Origin of the sequence: Streptomyces sp. NBC_01198 (genome assembly GCF_036010485.1) — a bacterium.
In the GTDB taxonomy this organism is placed as follows: Bacteria; Actinomycetota; Actinomycetes; order Streptomycetales; family Streptomycetaceae; genus Actinacidiphila.
In genome coordinates this window covers 2606347-2622196 of record NZ_CP108568.1, presented here as the reverse complement: position 1 = coordinate 2622196, position 15850 = coordinate 2606347, and the positions used below count along the sequence as shown (strand labels likewise).

Sequence of the window (15850 nt, the reverse complement as noted above, 5' to 3'; positions counted from 1 at the left end):
GCCGGGGCAAGCGGTTTTCCGCCCGCCGGCGGCCCCGCGTGGGGCCCGGCAGCGGCCGCCCGCCGCCCCGTGACACCGCCCGCGCAGCCGATCGCTCAGAGCGAACACCTGCACGGGAACACCAGCGGCCCGTCGTGCATTGAGTGCGGTGTACTCAACTTGCTTGCAGGAGGAGCGATCATGCCGATTGAGTCCATCCCCGCCAACCCGCTGACCTTGCCTGTCCTCCCCCTGGACGGGGAGGTCGTGCTGCCCGGCATGGTCGTGCCGCTCGATCTCACCGACACCGAGGTCCGCGCCGCCGTCGAGGCCGCGCAGGCCGCGCATCCCGCGGGCAGCGCCGGGAAGCCCCGCGTGCTGCTGGTGCCGCGGGTCGACGGCAAATACGCCGCCGTCGGCACCCTGGGCACGGTGGAGCAGGTGGGACGCCTGTCCGACGGCGACCCCGGCGCCGTGATCAAGGGCCGCAGCCGGGTCAGGATCGGCGCGGGCACCACCGGCCCCGGCGCCGCTTTGTGGGTGGAGGGCACCGAGATGGAGGAGCCCGTACCCGCCGAGTCGCCCGGCACGGTGGCCGAGCTGATGAAGGAGTACAAGGCGCTGGCCACCAGCTGGCTGCGCAAGCGTGGCGCCTGGCAGGTCGTGGACCGGGTGCAGCAGATCGACGACGTCGGCCAGCTGGCCGACAACTCCGGTTACAGCCCGTATCTGACCCCCGAGCAGCGCGTCGAGCTGCTGGAGACCGTCGACCCGGTGGCCAGGCTGAAGCTGGCCACCCAGTGGCTGCGCGACCACCTGGCCGAGCAGGACGTCGCCGAGACGATCCGCAAGGACGTCCAGGAGGGCATGGAGAAGCAGCAGCGCGAGTTCCTGCTGCGCCAGCAGCTCGAAGCGGTCCGCAAGGAGCTCGCCGAGCTGAACGGCGACCCCGAGGACGAGGCCGACGACTACCGCACCCGTGTCGAGGCGGCCGAGCTGCCCGAGAAGGTGCGCGAGGCCGCGCTGAAGGAGGTCGAGAAGCTGGAGCGGTCCTCCGACGCCTCACCTGAGGGCAGCTGGATCCGCACCTGGCTCGACACCGTGCTCGAACTGCCGTGGAGCACGACCACCGAGGACACCTACGACGTCGCCGGCGCCCGCGCGGTGCTGGACGCCGACCACGCCGGCCTGGACGACGTCAAGGAGCGCATCACCGAGTATCTGGCGGTGCGCAAGCGCCGGGCCGACCGCGGCCTGGGCGTCGTGGGCGGCCGCCGCGGCGGCGCCGTGCTCGCGCTGGTCGGACCGCCCGGGGTCGGCAAGACCTCGCTGGGCGAGTCGGTGGCGCGGGCGATGGGCCGCAAGTTCGTCCGGGTCGCGCTCGGCGGTGTGCGGGACGAGGCCGAGATCCGCGGCCACCGCAGGACCTACGTGGGCGCGCTGCCCGGCCGGGTCGTGCGGGCCATCAAGGAAGCCGGCTCGATGAACCCGGTGGTGCTGCTCGACGAGATCGACAAGGTCGGCTCGGACTACCGCGGCGACCCGGCCGCGGCCCTGCTCGAAGTCCTGGACCCGGCGCAGAACCACACCTTCCGCGACCACTACCTGGAAGTCGAGCTGGACCTGTCCGACGTGGTCTTCCTGGCCACGGCGAACGTCCTTGAGGCCATCCCCGAGCCGCTGCTCGACCGGATGGAGCTGGTCAGGCTGGACGGCTACACCGAGGACGAGAAGGTCGTCATCGCACGGGACCACCTGCTGCCGCGCCAGCTGGAGCGGGCGGGCCTGAACGCGGACGAGGTCACGCTGGAGGAGGGCGCGCTGCGCCGGCTGGCCGGCGAGTACACCCGGGAGGCCGGGGTGCGGGCGCTGGAGCGCACGGTCGCGCGCATCCTGCGGAAGATCGCCGCCCGGCACGAGCTGGGCGACCAGAAGCTGCCCTTCAGCGTGGGGCCCGACGACCTGCGCAAGCTGGTCGGCCGGCCGCACCACGTTCCGGAGTCCGCGCAGGACCCGGAGGAGCGGCGGACGGCGGTGCCCGGGGTGGCCACCGGGCTGGCGGTCACCGGCGCGGGCGGTGACGTCCTCTACATCGAGGCGTCGCTGGCCGACCCGGAGACCGGCGGGTCCGGGCTGCAGCTCACCGGGCAGCTGGGCGACGTGATGAAGGAGTCGGCGCAGATCGCGCTGTCCTTCCTGCGGTCGCGCGGCGCCGAGCTCGAGCTGCCGGTCGGCGACCTCAAGGAGCGGGGCGTGCACATCCACGTGCCGGCCGGTGCGGTGCCCAAGGACGGGCCGAGCGCCGGTGTCACGATGACCACCGCGCTGGCGTCGCTGCTGTCCGGGCGGCGGGTGCGCACCGATGTGGCGATGACCGGCGAGGTCTCGCTGACCGGCCGGGTGCTGCCGATCGGCGGGGTCAAGCAGAAGCTGCTGGCCGCGCACCGGGCCGGGATCACCACCGTGGTGATCCCCAAGCGGAACGAGCCGGACCTGGACGACGTCCCCGCCGAGATCCTGGACGCGCTCGACGTCCACCCGGTCAGCGACGTCCGCCAGGTGCTGGCACTGGCCCTGGACTCGGCGGAGGCCGACGCCGAGGCCGGGACCGGGCTGGAGGTGACGGTGGCAGCCTGACGGCCGGCACCGCCACGACAGCCGGCGGCCCCTTCCCCCGCGCGGGGGAAGGGGCCGCCGTCGTGCCGCCCGCGGCTGACCGCCGGTCAGCCGTTGGCGTACGCCTTGACCCGGTCGAGGGCGCCGTTGAAGCGGTCCTGGTCACCGGGGAAGGTGCCGGAGTCGGCCCACTGCCAGAACGTCTGGTAACCCCAGCCGGCCGGCAGCGTGCCGACGGCGCTGGCGTAGCGGGCGACCCACAGCCCGTTGTTGGCCGCGAAGGCCCCGCTGTTGCCGGTGCAGGTGCTCCACCAGCTGGTGGAGGTGTAGATCGTCGGGTAGCGGCCGGTCTTGGCGTGGTATTCGTTCGAGAACGACGAGATCCAGCTCACCATCGCGGCGGCGGTCTTGCCGTAACAGGTGGCGCCGTACGGGTTGTACTCCATGTCCAGCGCGCCCGGCAGGGTCTTGCCGTCCTTGGACCAGCCGCCGCCGTGCGCCACGAAGTAGTCGGCCTGCGCGGCGCCGGTCGACACGTCGGGCAGCGCGAAGTGGTAGGAGCCGCGGATCATGCCGACGTCGTAGGAGCCGTTGTACTGCTGGGTGAAGTTCGGGTTGGTGTACGAGGTCCCCTCGGTCGCCTTGACGTAGGCGAACTTCGCGCCGTTCGCCCAGGCGGTGGCCCAGTTCACGTTGCCCTGGTAACTGGAGACGTCCATGCCCGGGGTCTGGGTGACCATCGGGGTGACGACCTTGGAGTCGCCCGGGGTGTCGGCGCCCTCGTGGATCTTGATCTGGGACCCCAGCCAGTCGAGGTCGGGGTGGGTCATATGGCCGGAATTCGCCGCGTGCGCGGTGCCGGGTGCGGCGAGCGCCATCGCGAGCATCGTGACGAGAGAACCGGCCAGGAACGCGAGCCTGGTCCGGACCGAGCCGTTGCCGTGCACGACGGAGATAACTCCGTGGGACATGCGTGCCTCCAGGTGGGGGACTCGGCATGACCTTGGAATGGTCATGACAGTGGGACGGTACGTGGGACGCTACGCGCGTGGAAAGAGGGTCCTGTAACCGCCGTTGGTCTACTCCTGCGAAATACTTGACGTGCTGCGGAAACCACCGTGTGTAAAAACAACTTTCAGGCGTTGAAAGCGGGAATGCAGTGACCGACGCGCGCAATGCGGCAGATGCGACGGGCCCTGACACCTCGGCGGACGCCCTGGAACGGGAGCTGACGGTGCTTTTCCGCCGCGCCCGGGCAGCCTCCGGTGAGCTCGCCCGGGCGGTGCATCCCGACCTCGAACCGGCCGCCTACGGACTCCTGGTCCGGCTCCAGGAGGCGGAGCCGGAACGGGCCACCGACCTCGCGTCCTACTTCGGGGTCGGCAAGGCGACGATGAGCCGTCAACTGCGGGCACTTGAGGCCCTCGGACTTGTCACCCGGGAGCCTGATCCTGCCGACGGGCGGGCCTTCCTGATGCGCCTCACCCCCGGCGGCCGGGACCGCTTCGACCGGGTCCGCCGCGCCCGCCGCGCCGCCTACCTCCGGCAGCTCTCCGGCTGGGACCGCGCGGACCTGGCGGACCTGGCCCGGCTGCTGCACGACCTGAACGAATCGACGGCAGAAGTGCTGTAGGCCGATTCGCCCACCCGGGTCGTCCTTCGCGCCCACCCGGGTGAGCACGCCCTCGCGTCGCCCCCGCCGCGGGCGTCCCGCCCTACAACTCCACCAGAACCGCGGCCGCGTCGTCGAAGGGCTTGCCCCGCGGCACCGCCGCGCCCGACGGGTCGGCGGACTCCAGCGCGCGCACCCGGGAGATCAGCGCCTCAGGGCCCGCCTTGCGCAGCAACGCGAAGGCCGAGGCCCAGTCGTCCGTGCCGAAGACCTCCACCCCGCGCGCGGCCCCGTCGCTGAGCGCGGCGAAACCCCGGACGGAGGCCAGCGGCGCGGACCCGGTGACCGCCTTGCCGGCCACCGCCGGGTCGGCCGCCGCGGTGAAGAAGCCCCCGGGCAGGTTCCGCAGCGGCCCCACCCGCCGGCCGGCGTCCCGGAGCCGGTCGATCCGGTCGTCCAGCACGGCGGTCACCGCGCCGTCCGTGCCCTCCACCAGCAGCACGGAGTCCGAGAGCACCAGGTGCTCCACCTCCTGCGCGCCCCACCGCACCGCGACCACCGTGGCCTGCGGTGTCAGCGGGTGAGAAAGGTCACATGTGTCCCGGTGGGCGTCCGCCGTCCGGGCGATCGCCGCAGAAAGACAGCCGGTCAGCGGCAGGTCCGGCCGCGAAAGGGACAGTTCGAGCAGCGCACCGCCCAGCCGCGCGGTGAACCACGGCACCGAGTGGACGCAGTCCCCGTTGTCCGGCGGCGGGGTGACACCGTCGAGCAGGACCAGCGCCCCGCCGTGGCCGCCGGCCGGCAGCGCCACCGCCGCGAAGTCCTCGTTGGGTGCCCCCGGCACCCCTGGTGCCGTCGATGTCTCGATCCGCATGGCCTCAGTGTGCAGCAGGCCGTGTTCGAACCCGCCGGCCGGCCACCGCGGCTGCGGGCTGGCATCCTGCCAAACCCCGTCCGGCGGCGCCAGTATCCCCACCGGCGTGGCGAACCGGTGTCCGGTCTACTCGGCTTGTCCGGTGTGTCGCCCGTGCGATTCACTCGTTCGAGTGTCCGGAGCGAGGAGGCATGGCTCCCCTCCTGGCAGGGCTGCAAGGGTCGGTGTCAGCCCCTGCATATTCCTGGGGAACCCCCGCCGGCCATACGTGATTGCGAGCCAGAAGTGCGTGAACGACGTCAACCGCGCGAGCGTCGGGTCAAGCAGCGCATGCTCGCGGCCCTGCTGGTGTGCGCGGCCGCGGTGCTGGCCGCCGCCGCCCCCGGCGTCGCCCTGGGCGTCGGTGATCTGACGGCCGCCCAGGACCGCGCCGCCGCCGCCGGCCTGGCCACCCGCACCACCGGGCTGGCCCACGACCTGGCCGACGAGCGGGACGACGTGGCCGCGCTGGTGGCCGCCGGGACCGAGGGGCCGAAGCTGCCCGCCGAGGACGCCGTGCGGACCGACCGGCAGCTGCGGGACGTGCTCGCCGCGCACCCGCCCGCCGACCTGCGCACCGCGCTGGCCACGCTGCCCGGCGTCCGCACGGCCGCGCTCGCCGCCCGGGCCGACCGGCAGGGCGTGCAGGCCGCCGTGACCGCGTATCAGCCGCTGATCGACGCGCTCGGCCGCACCGGGGCCGGACCGGCAGCCGGCCCGCTCACCCGGTTGGCGGACGCCGCGGCGGTGCAGCGCGGGCTGCTGGTGGGGGCCCTCACCCAGGGCGGCGGCCAGCCCTCGCTGGTGGCCGCCGCACAGGCCGCCGGGCTCCAGGAGCGCTCCGCGCTCGCCGACTTCCACGCCGCCGCCACCGCCGACCTGCGGGACCGCTACGACAAGACGGTGACCGGCGCCGATGTCGCGCAGGCCGACCGGGACACCACGGGCCTGCTCGACGGCCCGCAACTCACCCGCGGCGACCGCAGGCTGCGCCCCGGCGACGTCAAGTCCGCCCTCACCGCCCGCGTCGGCCTGATCCGCAGCGTGGAGTCGTCGGCGGCCGCGGACGAGGCAGCGGCCGCCACCGCCCACCGCGACCACACCGTCACCGCCCTCGAACTGCGCGCCGCCCTGGCCGCGTTGTGCCTGCTGCTGCTCGCGGGCGTGCTGATCGGGCTGTTCCGCAGCATGACCCGCCCGCTGGCGGCGCTGCACCGCTGGTCGCGGGCGGACGCCGAGAGCGGCCAGGGTGTCGAGGTGATCGGCCGGGACGAATACGCCGCCGTCGCCCGCCGCGCCAACGCGCTGACCCACGAGGCCCAGGCACTGCGCGCCCGCGCCGCCGAACTCGGCAGCGAACTGACCGCCTCGCGCGGCGCCACCCAGAGCACCAGGGGCGCGCTGGCCGGAGCCGTCGCGGAGAAGGGCGCGCTGCGGCGCGCCCACGACGAGCTGGTCGCCCATGTCGCCGATCTGGACCGGGAGTTGAGCGCGGCCACGGCCCGCAACGCCGCCCACATGACCCATGTCAGCCTCAGCCTGCGCACGCTGGGCCTGGTCGAACGGCAACTCGCCCTGATCGAGGGCATGGAGGAGCAGGAGCAGGACCCCGACCGGCTCGCGACGCTCTTCCAGCTCGACCACCTCGCCACCCGGATGCGCCGCAACAGCGAGAACCTGCTGGTGCTCGGCGGCACCGAGCACAGCCACGGCGCCACCGCCCGGCCGGTCCCGCTGATCGACGTGGTGCGCGGCGCGATCTCCGAGGTCGAGCGTTACGAGCGGGTCCGCATCGAGATGCTGCCCGGGGTCAGGGTGGCCGGCCGGGCCTCCGACGACGTGGCCCATCTGATCGCCGAACTCCTCGACAACGCGACCGGCTTCTCCGCGCCCACCACCGAAGTCGTGCTGTCCGGGCGGCTGCTGGAGACCGGCGAGGTGGTCGTCGCGGTCGAGGACACCGGTATCGGCATGCCCGGCGAGAAGCTCGACGAGCTCAACACCCTGCTCGCCGACCCCGATCCCGCGCCGCCCGGCGCGGTCGCCGGGATGGGCCTCTACGTGGCCTCCCGGCTGGCCCGCAGGCACGGCGTGCGGGTGCGGCTGCACCCGCTGCCCTCCGGCGGCATCCAGGCCGCGGTGCTGCTGCCCGGCCTGCTGGTCCCCCCGGTCGGACCGGGCGAGCCGCCGGTGACGCCGCTGGACCCGGCCGCCTTCACCGGCGGCGACCCGCGCCGCTATGCCGCGGCGGGCGGCGTCCACGTACCGGCGCAGTCGCCCGGCCCTGACGTGATCCACGGCTACGCGCCGCCGTCCGACCCGCACCCCGCAGAGCCGCGGCCGGCCGCCCCCCAGCCCTTGGGGTCCGGCCCGGCGCTGCCGGCCACCGGGCTCCCCCCGGTCCCGGCCCCATCCGCGGCCCCATCCCCGGCGCCGGAACCGGCGCCTGCCCCGCAGCCGCCCGGCGACCTCATATCCCGCTCCCCGGCCGGCCTGACCGGGCAGGGGCTGCCGCAGCGGGTGCGCGCGGCCGCGGGCACCCGGCGGGCGGCGCCGCCGGCCCCGGTGCCGCCGGTGGACGCGGCCGAACTGCGGCGCAGGCTCGACGGATTGCAGAACGGCCTGCGTGCGGGCCGCGCAGAAGCCGCACGTGAACGAGACGAGTCGCCCGCGGGGCCGCGGGGGCACGCAGATCCGGCAGGAACCGTTGAGGAGGCGACCCGTTGAACGCGGTCGACACGCAGACCGGGGCACTCAGCCATGAGGCCCGCAGTTTCCAGTGGCTGCTGCACAATTTCGTGGCGGAGGTGCACGGCGTCCACTCGGTCGCCGTGGTGTCCTCCGACGGACTGCTCCTGCTGGGTTCCGAACCTGACGACGCCTCGGAGGGCAAGGACGGGCAGAATATGACGGAGGCGCCCGCGCATCCGGGTCTGGCCGGCCAGGGCCGGATGGATCTGGCCGCGGTCGTGTCGGGTCTGGCCTCGCTCACCGTGGGCGCGGCGCGGCTGATGGACGGCGGTCGGGTCAGGCAGACCACCGTCGCGATGACGGACGGAGTGCTCGTGGTGATGTCGATCAGCGACGGCTCGCTGCTCGGTGTGCACGCGACGGCCGACTGCGACATGAGCGTGATCGCCTACCACATGGCCCTGTTCGTCGGCCGTGCGGGACACGTACTCACCCCCGCGCTCCGCAGCGAGTTGCGCCAGGCCACCGGGAGTTCCGGCTGATGTCGTCGATGTCCGCACTGCCCAGACGCGGGGCACCCCAGCGAAACGCCGACCGCAGGACGGACCGGGTCCGCCCGTACTCCCTGACCGGCGGGCGTACGCGGGTCGGCCACGTGCTGCTCGTCGAGACCTTCGTGGCCACTGTCGAGGGTCCCGAGGAGCCGTATTCGGCTGCCTGGGGCGGTGGTTGGGCAGAACGCGTCCTTCCCGAACGACGGGCGATCGTGGAACTGTGCAGGAGAATGCGGTCGGTGGCCGAGATCTCCGCACTGCTGAGGATGCCGCTCGGCGTCGTCAGGGTGCTGCTCAGCGATCTCGCCGACCAGGGAAGAATTCGCGTGTACGGCACCGGGCACGGGTCCGGCAGCCCCGACCGCGCGCTGCTCGAAAGGGTGCTCAGTGGACTACGCAGGCTCTGACCGGCCGGACGGCCTGCAGGACTGGCAGAACGAACGCGAGCGCGCGCCGGTCTCCACGAAGATCGTGGTGGCCGGCGGCTTCGGTGTGGGAAAGACCACTTTCGTGGGTGCCGTGTCCGAGATCACCCCGCTGACCACCGAGGCGGTGATGACACAGGCCAGCGAGGCACTCGACGACCTGGCCGCCACCCCGGACAAGGTCACCACCACGGTGGCCATGGACTTCGGCCGGATCACCCTGGAGAAGGACCTCGTCCTCTACGTCTTCGGCACCCCGGGGCAGCAGCGGTTCTGGTTCATGTGGGACGACCTGGTCAGGGGTGCGATAGGCGCGGTCGTCCTCGCCGACACCCGAAGGCTCGCGGACTGCTTCCCCGCGCTGGACTACTTCGAGGGCACCGGCCTGCCGTACACGGTGGCGGTCAACCAGTTCGAGGGCACCGCGGCCTACACGGGCGAGGACGTCCGCGAGGCGCTGGCGGTGCCCTCGCACATCCCGGTGCAGATCATCGACGCGCGGAAACGGTCCTCCGTGGTCGACGCGCTGCTCGCGCTGGTCACCCACGCCCTCGCCGAACAGCCCTTCTAGCCGGGGCCGTTGCCCGCATGATCAGACCTGACCGACCGGAACCGACCCCATCTGACCCGACCTGATCCGACCCGAAGCGGGGCGCCGTGCGCAAGATACTCATCGTCGGAGCCGGTCAGGCCGGCCTCCAGCTGGCCCTCGGCCTGCAGGCCCGTGACTACGACGTCACCGTGGTGTCCAACCGTACGGCCGACGAGATACGCGGCGGCCGGGTCACCTCCACCCAGTGCATGTTCGGCACCGCGCTGGCCCACGAGCGGGCGGAGGGCCTGGACTTATGGGCGGACCAGGCACCGCGAATAACCGGCCTGGGCATATCCGTCGCCGCCGGCCCCGACCCGGCGCACGGCACCGCCCCCGGCACGGCCCGCGCCGTCGACTGGCTCGGCCGCCTCGACGCCCCCGCGCAGTCGGTGGACCAGCGGGTGAAGATGGCCGGCTGGCTGGAGACCTTCGCGGAGCGCGGCGGCAAGGTCGTCATCCACGCCGCGACCGTCGCCGACCTCGACTACTTCTCGCTCGCCTACGACCTGGTCGTGGTCGCGGCGGGCAAGGGCGAGACCGTCGCGATGTTCGGCCCGGACCCGGCCCGTTCGCCCTACGACACCCCCCAGCGCGTACTCGCCGTCGCCTACGTCCACGGCCTGGGCCCGCGCCCCGAGCACCCCGACACCCTCGCGGTCCGCTGCAATCTGGTGCCCGGCGTCGGCGAGCTGATCGTCATCCCGGCCCTGACCACCTCGGGCCACTGCGACATCCTGTTCTGGGAGGGACTGCCCGGCGGCCCCCTCGACGTCTTCGAGTCCGTCACGGACCCGGCGGAGCACCTGCGCCTGACGCTCGACCTGATGCGCCGCTTCACGCCGTGGGAGCACGAGCGGGCCTCCGCCGTCGAGTTGACCGACGCGAAAGCGACCCTGGTGGGCAGCTTCACCCCGACCGTACGCGTACCGGTCGGCGAACTGCCCGCGGGCGGGCTGGTGCTGGGCGCCGCGGACGTGGTCGTCGCCAACGACCCGCTCACCGGCCAGGGGTCGAACAACGCGGCCAAGTGCGCGGCCCGTTACCTGGCGAGCATCACCGAGCAGGGCGACCGGCCCTTCGACCGCCGGTGGATGCAGGCCGCCTTCGACCGCTTCTGGTCCGAGGCCGGCCCCTCCACCCGGTGGACCAACACGATGCTGGCGCCCCCTGCCGAGCATGTACAGGCGCTGCTCGCCGCCGCCGAGAGCATGCCGCAGGTCGCCGACCTGATCGCCAACGGCTTCGACGATCCCGCCGACCTCGCCGAGTGTTTCTACGACCCCCGGGCCGCCGCGGACTACCTGGCGACCTGCGCACCCTAGCCACCGCCCTGCCCCGCGCTTCAGCCCCGCCCGGTCAGCCCAGCGGCTCCGGCCAGCCGGTCTGCGGCGGGATCGCGCGCGGCCGGTAGTCCTTCAGCGGCTGGGCGCCCAGGTCGGGGCGGACCGCGCCGAGGATGGGGTTGGCGGCGATCGGCGAGACCGTGACCACCGCACCGGTGTGCGGGGCCTGGATGACCAGGCCGTCGCCGATGTAGAGGGCCACATGGGTGGCGCCGGGGAAGTAGACGACCAGGTCACCCGGGCGCAGCAGGGACAGCGGCACATGCGGCAGCCGCGCCCACTGCTCCTCCGCGGTGCGCGGGACGGTGACACCGGCGTGCGACCAGGCCTGCGAGGTCAGGCCCGAGCAGTCGAACGACTTGGGGCCCTCGGCGCCCCACACATACGGCTTGCCGAGCTGGTCGAAGGCGTAGTCGATCGCCCGGTCACCGCTCTTGGAGGGGGCCCGCAGGGCCGGGTCCTGCCCGAGCGCCTTGGAGTCCATGAACTCCTGCTGCGCCTTGTCAGCGCCCTGCTTCTCCAGCGCTTCCAGATCGCTGATCTGCACCCCGCTGAGCCCGGCGAGCAGCGCCTCGACCTGCCGCAGGTGCGTCTCGATCTGCGTCTTCTGCGCGGCCTGCTTGCTCTGCGCGACCTGCGCGGCGTCCAGGGCCCGCTGGGCCTGGGCGTTGAGCGCGGCGAGCCGGTCCTCGCCCGCGGTCAGGCCGTCCACCACGTTCTGCTGGTGCCCGACGGCCCGCTTGGCGACGTGCAGCAGCCCGAAGAAGTCCTGCGGGCTCTCCCCGTCCAGCATCGACAGATACGGCGACGCCCCGCCGGTGCGGTACAGCTGCCGGGCCAACAGCCCGACCTGGTCCCGCCCTGCGGCGACCTTCGTGCGCTGGTCGGCGAGCTGGGTGTCCAGCGCCTCGGCCTTCGCCCGCTGCTGGTCGGCGGTCTCCTTGGCCTTGTTGTACGACTCGGTGGCCGCCTCCGTCTGCTGGTAGAGGGAGCGCAGCTGGGCCAGCAGGTCAGGCAGCGAGGCCGGGTCCGCGGTCGTGGTCGGGCTGGGCACCGCGGGTTCCCGGCTCGGGGCGGGGACGTCGGGAGCGTCGGGGAGCCCGGGGTCGCCCGGCCCGGCGGTATCGGGGTCGGCGGCGGGCGCGGAGGTGGCGGCCGGGGACGGGACCGACGGCTCGTACGGCCGCGCCGCGGCCCGCTGGGCGGCGGGCAGCGACAGGGCCGCGGAAGCGAGCAGCGCGCCGCACACCACGGCGGCGCGAAGCCAGGTCCTGGTCTTGCGAGCCACCAGCATCCCCTTTGTCCTCCATGTGACGAGCCCTCAGGATCGTGTCACAGGTTGTCATATCTTCGACAGCGGAGCGGGGCAATTCCGCCCAAGTGGGTCACTCCGGCGAGTGATCGTCTCCGCTTGCTTTTCCGACATTCCCCACACGTCCACCGCTACACCGGCGCACCGATGAGTTTCCGCGGCCCGTGTCGTTACACCGGCAACCGAGCGCACCGACCGCTCGGACCGACACCTCTGGAGACCGACATGACCGGCAGCATCCTCGAAGGCAAGACCGCGGTGATCTACGGTGGCGGCGGCAGCATCGGCGCGGCGGTGGCCACGGAGTTCGCCCGGCAGGGCGCCCGGGTCTTCGTCGCCGGCCGCACCCGCGCCGTCCTCGACACCGTGGTCGACGCCATCTCCGCCGCGGGCGGCCGGGCGGAGGCCGCCGTCGTCGACGCCCTGGACCAGGCGGCCGTCGAGGCGCACCTGGACCACGTCGTCACGACCGCCGGCGGCGTCGACGTCTCGTTCAACCTCGTCACCCGCGGTGACGTCCAGGGCGTGCCGCTCACCGCGATGGCGCCCGCCGATCTGCTGCGGGCCGTCGACAACGGCCTGCTCAGCGCGCTCCACACCGCGGGCGGCGCCGCCCGCCGGATGGCCGTCAAGGGCTCCGGGGTGATCCTGCACCTCAACAGCGGCTCCGGCGGCGGCGCCATGCCCGGCATGGGCAGCACCGGACCCGCCGACGCGGCCACCGAGACCTTCATGCGCTACCTGGCCGCAGAGAACGGCCCGCAGGGCGTGCGGGTCTGCGGCATCTGGACCGCGGGCGTCGCCGAGACCCTGACCAAGGAGAAGCTGGCCGCGGTCGCCGGCGACCAGGCACCGCCGGACCCGCAGGTGGCGCTGGACGCCATCGCCGCGATGTCGGTCCTCCGCCGCAACCCGCGGCTCGCGGACATCGCGTCCACCGCTGCCTTCCTCGCCTCGGACGGCGCTGCGGGCCTGACCGGCACCATGGTCAACGTGTCGGCCGGCCTCGTTCTGCGGTAGACAGCGCGGTGAGCACAGGGACCGGCCACAGCAGCCAGCAGCAGCCCGGCAGTCAGCAGCCCCAGCCCCAGGAGGCGACACCATGACCCCCGCGACCCCGTCGGCCGGCCCGGCGACCGGCGACGACAGCGGATTCGCCGCGCGCGCCGAACGCCACCGGCGCGAACTGCACATCCACTGCTACCGGATGCTCGCCTCGTACGACGAGGCCGAGGACGCCGTCCAGGAGGCGCTGCTGCGGGCCTGGAAGGCCCGCGACACCCTCACCGACGACACCGGGTTGCGGCCCTGGCTCTACCGGATCGCCACCAACGTCTGCCTCGACCTGCTGCGGCGCAGCTCGCGCCGGCTGACCACGGTGGCGTCCTTCGCCGAGGTGCCCTGGCTGCAGCCCTACCCCGACGGGCAGCTGGACGAGGTCGCCCCGGTCGCCGAGGAGCCCGACGCGGTCGTGGTGGACCGGGAGACCATCGAGCTGGCCTTCCTGGCCGCCCTGCAGGTGCTGCCGCCGCGCCAGCGGGCCGCCTTCGTGGCGCGCGACGTGCTCGGCTGGCCGGCGGGGGAGTCGGCCGAGCTGCTGGGGACGAGCGTGGCCGCCGCCAACAGCGCGCTGCAACGGGCCAGGGCGACCATGCGGGTGCACGTACCGGCCCGCCGCAGCGACTGGAGTGCGGGGGAGACCAGCGCGGAGGAACGCGACCTGCTTGACCGTTTCATCGCCGCCCACGAGAGCGGTGACGCGGCGGCCGCGATCGCGCTGTCGGCGCAGGACCTGCGGGTCACGATGCCGCCCCACCCGATGTGCTACGACGGCCGCGACGCCATCGCCCCGCTGCTCGCCCAGGCGTTCGGACCCGAACTCGGCGGCGACTGGCGGCTGGTGGCGACCCGCGCCAACCGGATGCCGACCGCGGCCAGCTATCTGCGCCGCCCGGGCGACACCGCCCACCGGGCCTTCAAATTCGACGTCCTGCGGATCAGGGACGGGGCGATCGCCGAGATCACGACCTTCGGGCCCGACCTCTTCCCGGCGTTCGGCCTGCCCCTGATCCTGCCGGAGGGGGGCGCGCTCCGATAACGGCTACGCGGCGGGCAGCGGCTGCACCGTCAGGTGGTAGTCCTCGCTGATCCGCCCGTCGGCGTCCAGGACGAGGAAGACCCGTGCCGCCCAGGCCACGTCCCCGGCGTGCTCGCCGCGGGCGTGCGCCAGCTGGATGGTGAGGACGACCAGGCGGTCGTGCACGGAGACCTCGCCGTCGTGCGTCACGGTGTAGAGGCCTGAGGCCACGAAGGCGGTGTGCGCCTCGGCGACCCGGTCCACGAGGCCGTCTAGGCCGCTGAACCGCGCGCCCTCGACGAACTCGACGCCGTCCTCGCGCCACAGCCCGGCGACGGCGCGGGCGCGTTCGCCGGCGTCGGGCTCGTTCCACACGGCGATGTAGCGCGCCACGATCAGGTCGACGTCCGGGGTGGTGAGGGTCTGCGACATGGGGATCAGCTCCGGTGCTCGGTGGTCCCGGCCGCGGTTCGCGGCCGTGGCACCACCGTCCGGGGGCCCGCGGCGGGAGGGTCAAGGCACACCGTCCCGGCTGACCCTCCCCCTACCGGAGGGCGCACACTCGGGAGGGTGTCGAGCTACCTGGCCATCGGCGACTTCTCCCGGGCCACCCACCTGACCGTCAAGACACTGCGCCACTACCACGAGATCGGCCTGCTTGAGCCGGCCGGCGTCGATCCGCGGAACGGCTACCGGCGGTACTCCACGGACCAGATCCCCACCGCCCAGGTGGTCCGCCGCTTCCGCGACCTCGGGATGCCGCTGGAGGAGATCAGGACCGTGCTGACCGCGCCCGACGTGCAGACCCGCACCCGGCACATCACCGCCCACCTGAGCCGGCTGGAGGCCGACCTCGGCCGCACCCAGCGCGCGGTGCGGGCGCTGCGCGACCTGCTGACCCCGCCGCCGGCCGGCGCCACCGCCGGGATCGCGCTGCGCAGCGTCGCCGCCGTGCAGGCCGCCGCCGTCACCGAGACCGTCGACGCCGAGGACAGCACCGCCTGGTTCCAGGGGGCGCTGGGCGAGCTGTTCGCGACCGTGGCCGGGCAGGGGCTCGCCGAGACCGGCCACCCCGGCGGGGTGTTCGCCGACGAGCTGTTCACCCAGCACCGGGGCGAGGTGACCGTCTTCGTCCCCTGCGACGCCCCGGTCCGCCCGGTCGGCCGGGTCCGCCCCCTGCTGGTCCCGGCCACCGAACTCGCCGTGATCGAGCACTGCGGCCCACCCTCCGAGGTCGACCGCGCCTACGGCACCCTGGCCGCCTACGTGGCCCGCCACGCCCTCGCGGTCGAGGGCCCGATCCGCGAGTCCTACCTCGTCGGCCGCCGCGACACCCCCGACGACACCCACTGGCGCACCGAGATCGGCTGGCCCGTCTTCACCACTTCCACCCCCTGACAGACCCCGCCCCGCTGGCGCACGGTCCTGCCGCGGCCTGCTCAGTCCCGTGCTTCGGGCGGGGTCGGGGTAGACGGCCGCCGCCTCGCGAAGGACGCGGCGGAACGCGTCGCGCGCTGTCGGCTCCTCTTCCAGGGCGATGCCGACGAACGCACCGGCGGGGAGCGTCCGTAGACGTGGACGACCTCCTTGAACAGCGACTTCTTGTCACCGAACGCCGCGTACAGGCTGCCGGGTTTGGTCTCCATCGCCCGTGTCAGCTCGCCGATGGTGGTGGCCGCGTAGCCGTGCTCCCGGAACAGCCAGGTCGCAGCGGTCACCGCTGTCGTGCGGTC

General features: G+C 73.5%; 15 protein-coding genes. 10 read left to right on the top strand and 5 right to left on the bottom strand.

Going from position 1 to position 15850, the window contains the following annotated elements; all coding sequences use genetic code 11:
* The first annotated feature begins 180 nt into the window (after positions 1–180).
* Entirely contained in the window at positions 181–2616 is a 2436-nt protein-coding gene (gene lon, locus OG702_RS11610; protein WP_327288791.1) for an endopeptidase La, read from the top strand.
* 86 nt (positions 2617–2702) lie between these two features.
* On the opposite strand, the gene OG702_RS11605 is transcribed toward lon, so the two are convergent.
* Positions 2703–3566 carry a lysozyme gene (locus tag OG702_RS11605; RefSeq protein ID WP_327288790.1) on the bottom strand — a complete coding sequence of 288 codons (864 nt, stop codon included), beginning with the start codon at positions 3564–3566 and terminating at the stop codon, positions 2703–2705.
* Positions 3567–3754: 188 nt separating this feature from the next.
* On the opposite strand from OG702_RS11605, the gene OG702_RS11600 reads away from it, so the two are divergent.
* Positions 3755–4228, top strand: coding sequence for a MarR family winged helix-turn-helix transcriptional regulator (locus tag OG702_RS11600; protein ID WP_327288789.1), 474 nt, complete (start codon positions 3755–3757; stop codon positions 4226–4228).
* Positions 4229–4310: 82 nt separating this feature from the next.
* On the opposite strand, the gene OG702_RS11595 is transcribed toward OG702_RS11600, so the two are convergent.
* Positions 4311–5081, bottom strand: coding sequence for a hypothetical protein (locus tag OG702_RS11595; RefSeq protein WP_327288788.1), 771 nt, complete (start codon positions 5079–5081; stop codon positions 4311–4313).
* Between the two features lie 330 nt (positions 5082–5411).
* Here OG702_RS11595 and OG702_RS11590 point away from each other — a divergent pair, with 330 nt between their 5' ends.
* The 5 genes from OG702_RS11590 (at position 5412) to OG702_RS11570 (ending at position 10707) form a co-directional block, all read left to right on the top strand.
* Positions 5412–7847: a sensor histidine kinase gene (locus OG702_RS11590; protein WP_327288787.1), complete on the top strand. Its 2436-nt coding sequence runs from the start codon at positions 5412–5414 to the stop codon at positions 7845–7847.
* A complete protein-coding gene (locus OG702_RS11585) occupies positions 7844–8353 on the top strand; it encodes a roadblock/LC7 domain-containing protein (protein ID WP_327288786.1) in 510 nt (169 codons plus the stop codon). The genes OG702_RS11590 and OG702_RS11585 overlap by 4 nt, the downstream gene beginning before the upstream one ends.
* Positions 8353–8772: a DUF742 domain-containing protein gene (locus OG702_RS11580; protein WP_327288785.1), complete on the top strand. Its 420-nt coding sequence runs from the start codon at positions 8353–8355 to the stop codon at positions 8770–8772. The genes OG702_RS11585 and OG702_RS11580 overlap by 1 nt, the downstream gene beginning before the upstream one ends.
* Positions 8753–9361, top strand: coding sequence for a GTP-binding protein (locus OG702_RS11575; protein ID WP_327288784.1), 609 nt, complete (start codon positions 8753–8755; stop codon positions 9359–9361). The genes OG702_RS11580 and OG702_RS11575 overlap by 20 nt, the downstream gene beginning before the upstream one ends.
* Before the next feature lie 86 nt (positions 9362–9447).
* The gene (locus OG702_RS11570; RefSeq protein ID WP_327288783.1) at positions 9448–10707 is read left to right on the top strand and encodes a styrene monooxygenase/indole monooxygenase family protein; all 1260 of its coding nucleotides are present in this window, start codon (positions 9448–9450) and stop codon (positions 10705–10707) included.
* Between the two features lie 34 nt (positions 10708–10741).
* Here the strand turns inward: OG702_RS11570 and OG702_RS11565 are convergent, their stop codons facing one another.
* A complete protein-coding gene (locus OG702_RS11565; protein WP_327288782.1) occupies positions 10742–12016 on the bottom strand; it encodes a C40 family peptidase in 1275 nt (424 codons plus the stop codon).
* A gap of 249 nt (positions 12017–12265) precedes the next feature.
* Here OG702_RS11565 and OG702_RS11560 point away from each other — a divergent pair, with 249 nt between their 5' ends.
* Both OG702_RS11560 and OG702_RS11555 read left to right on the top strand, forming a co-directional pair.
* Positions 12266–13060, top strand: a complete 795-nt coding sequence (locus OG702_RS11560; protein ID WP_327288781.1) for an SDR family NAD(P)-dependent oxidoreductase — start codon at positions 12266–12268, stop codon at positions 13058–13060.
* A gap of 82 nt (positions 13061–13142) precedes the next feature.
* Positions 13143–14138 carry an RNA polymerase subunit sigma-70 gene (locus OG702_RS11555; RefSeq protein WP_327288780.1) on the top strand — a complete coding sequence of 332 codons (996 nt, stop codon included), beginning with the start codon at positions 13143–13145 and terminating at the stop codon, positions 14136–14138.
* A gap of 3 nt (positions 14139–14141) precedes the next feature.
* Here the strand turns inward: OG702_RS11555 and OG702_RS11550 are convergent, their stop codons facing one another.
* Positions 14142–14549: a hypothetical protein gene (locus OG702_RS11550; protein WP_327288779.1), complete on the bottom strand. Its 408-nt coding sequence runs from the start codon at positions 14547–14549 to the stop codon at positions 14142–14144.
* A 138-nt stretch (positions 14550–14687) separates the two neighbouring features.
* Here OG702_RS11550 and OG702_RS11545 point away from each other — a divergent pair, with 138 nt between their 5' ends.
* The gene (locus OG702_RS11545) at positions 14688–15515 is read left to right on the top strand and encodes a MerR family transcriptional regulator (protein WP_327288778.1); all 828 of its coding nucleotides are present in this window, start codon (positions 14688–14690) and stop codon (positions 15513–15515) included.
* Between the two features lie 41 nt (positions 15516–15556).
* Here OG702_RS11545 and OG702_RS11540 read toward each other — a convergent pair whose 3' ends face one another.
* The gene (locus OG702_RS11540) at positions 15557–15835 is read right to left on the bottom strand and encodes a TetR/AcrR family transcriptional regulator (protein ID WP_327288777.1); all 279 of its coding nucleotides are present in this window, start codon (positions 15833–15835) and stop codon (positions 15557–15559) included.
* Positions 15836–15850 lie beyond the last annotated feature (15 nt).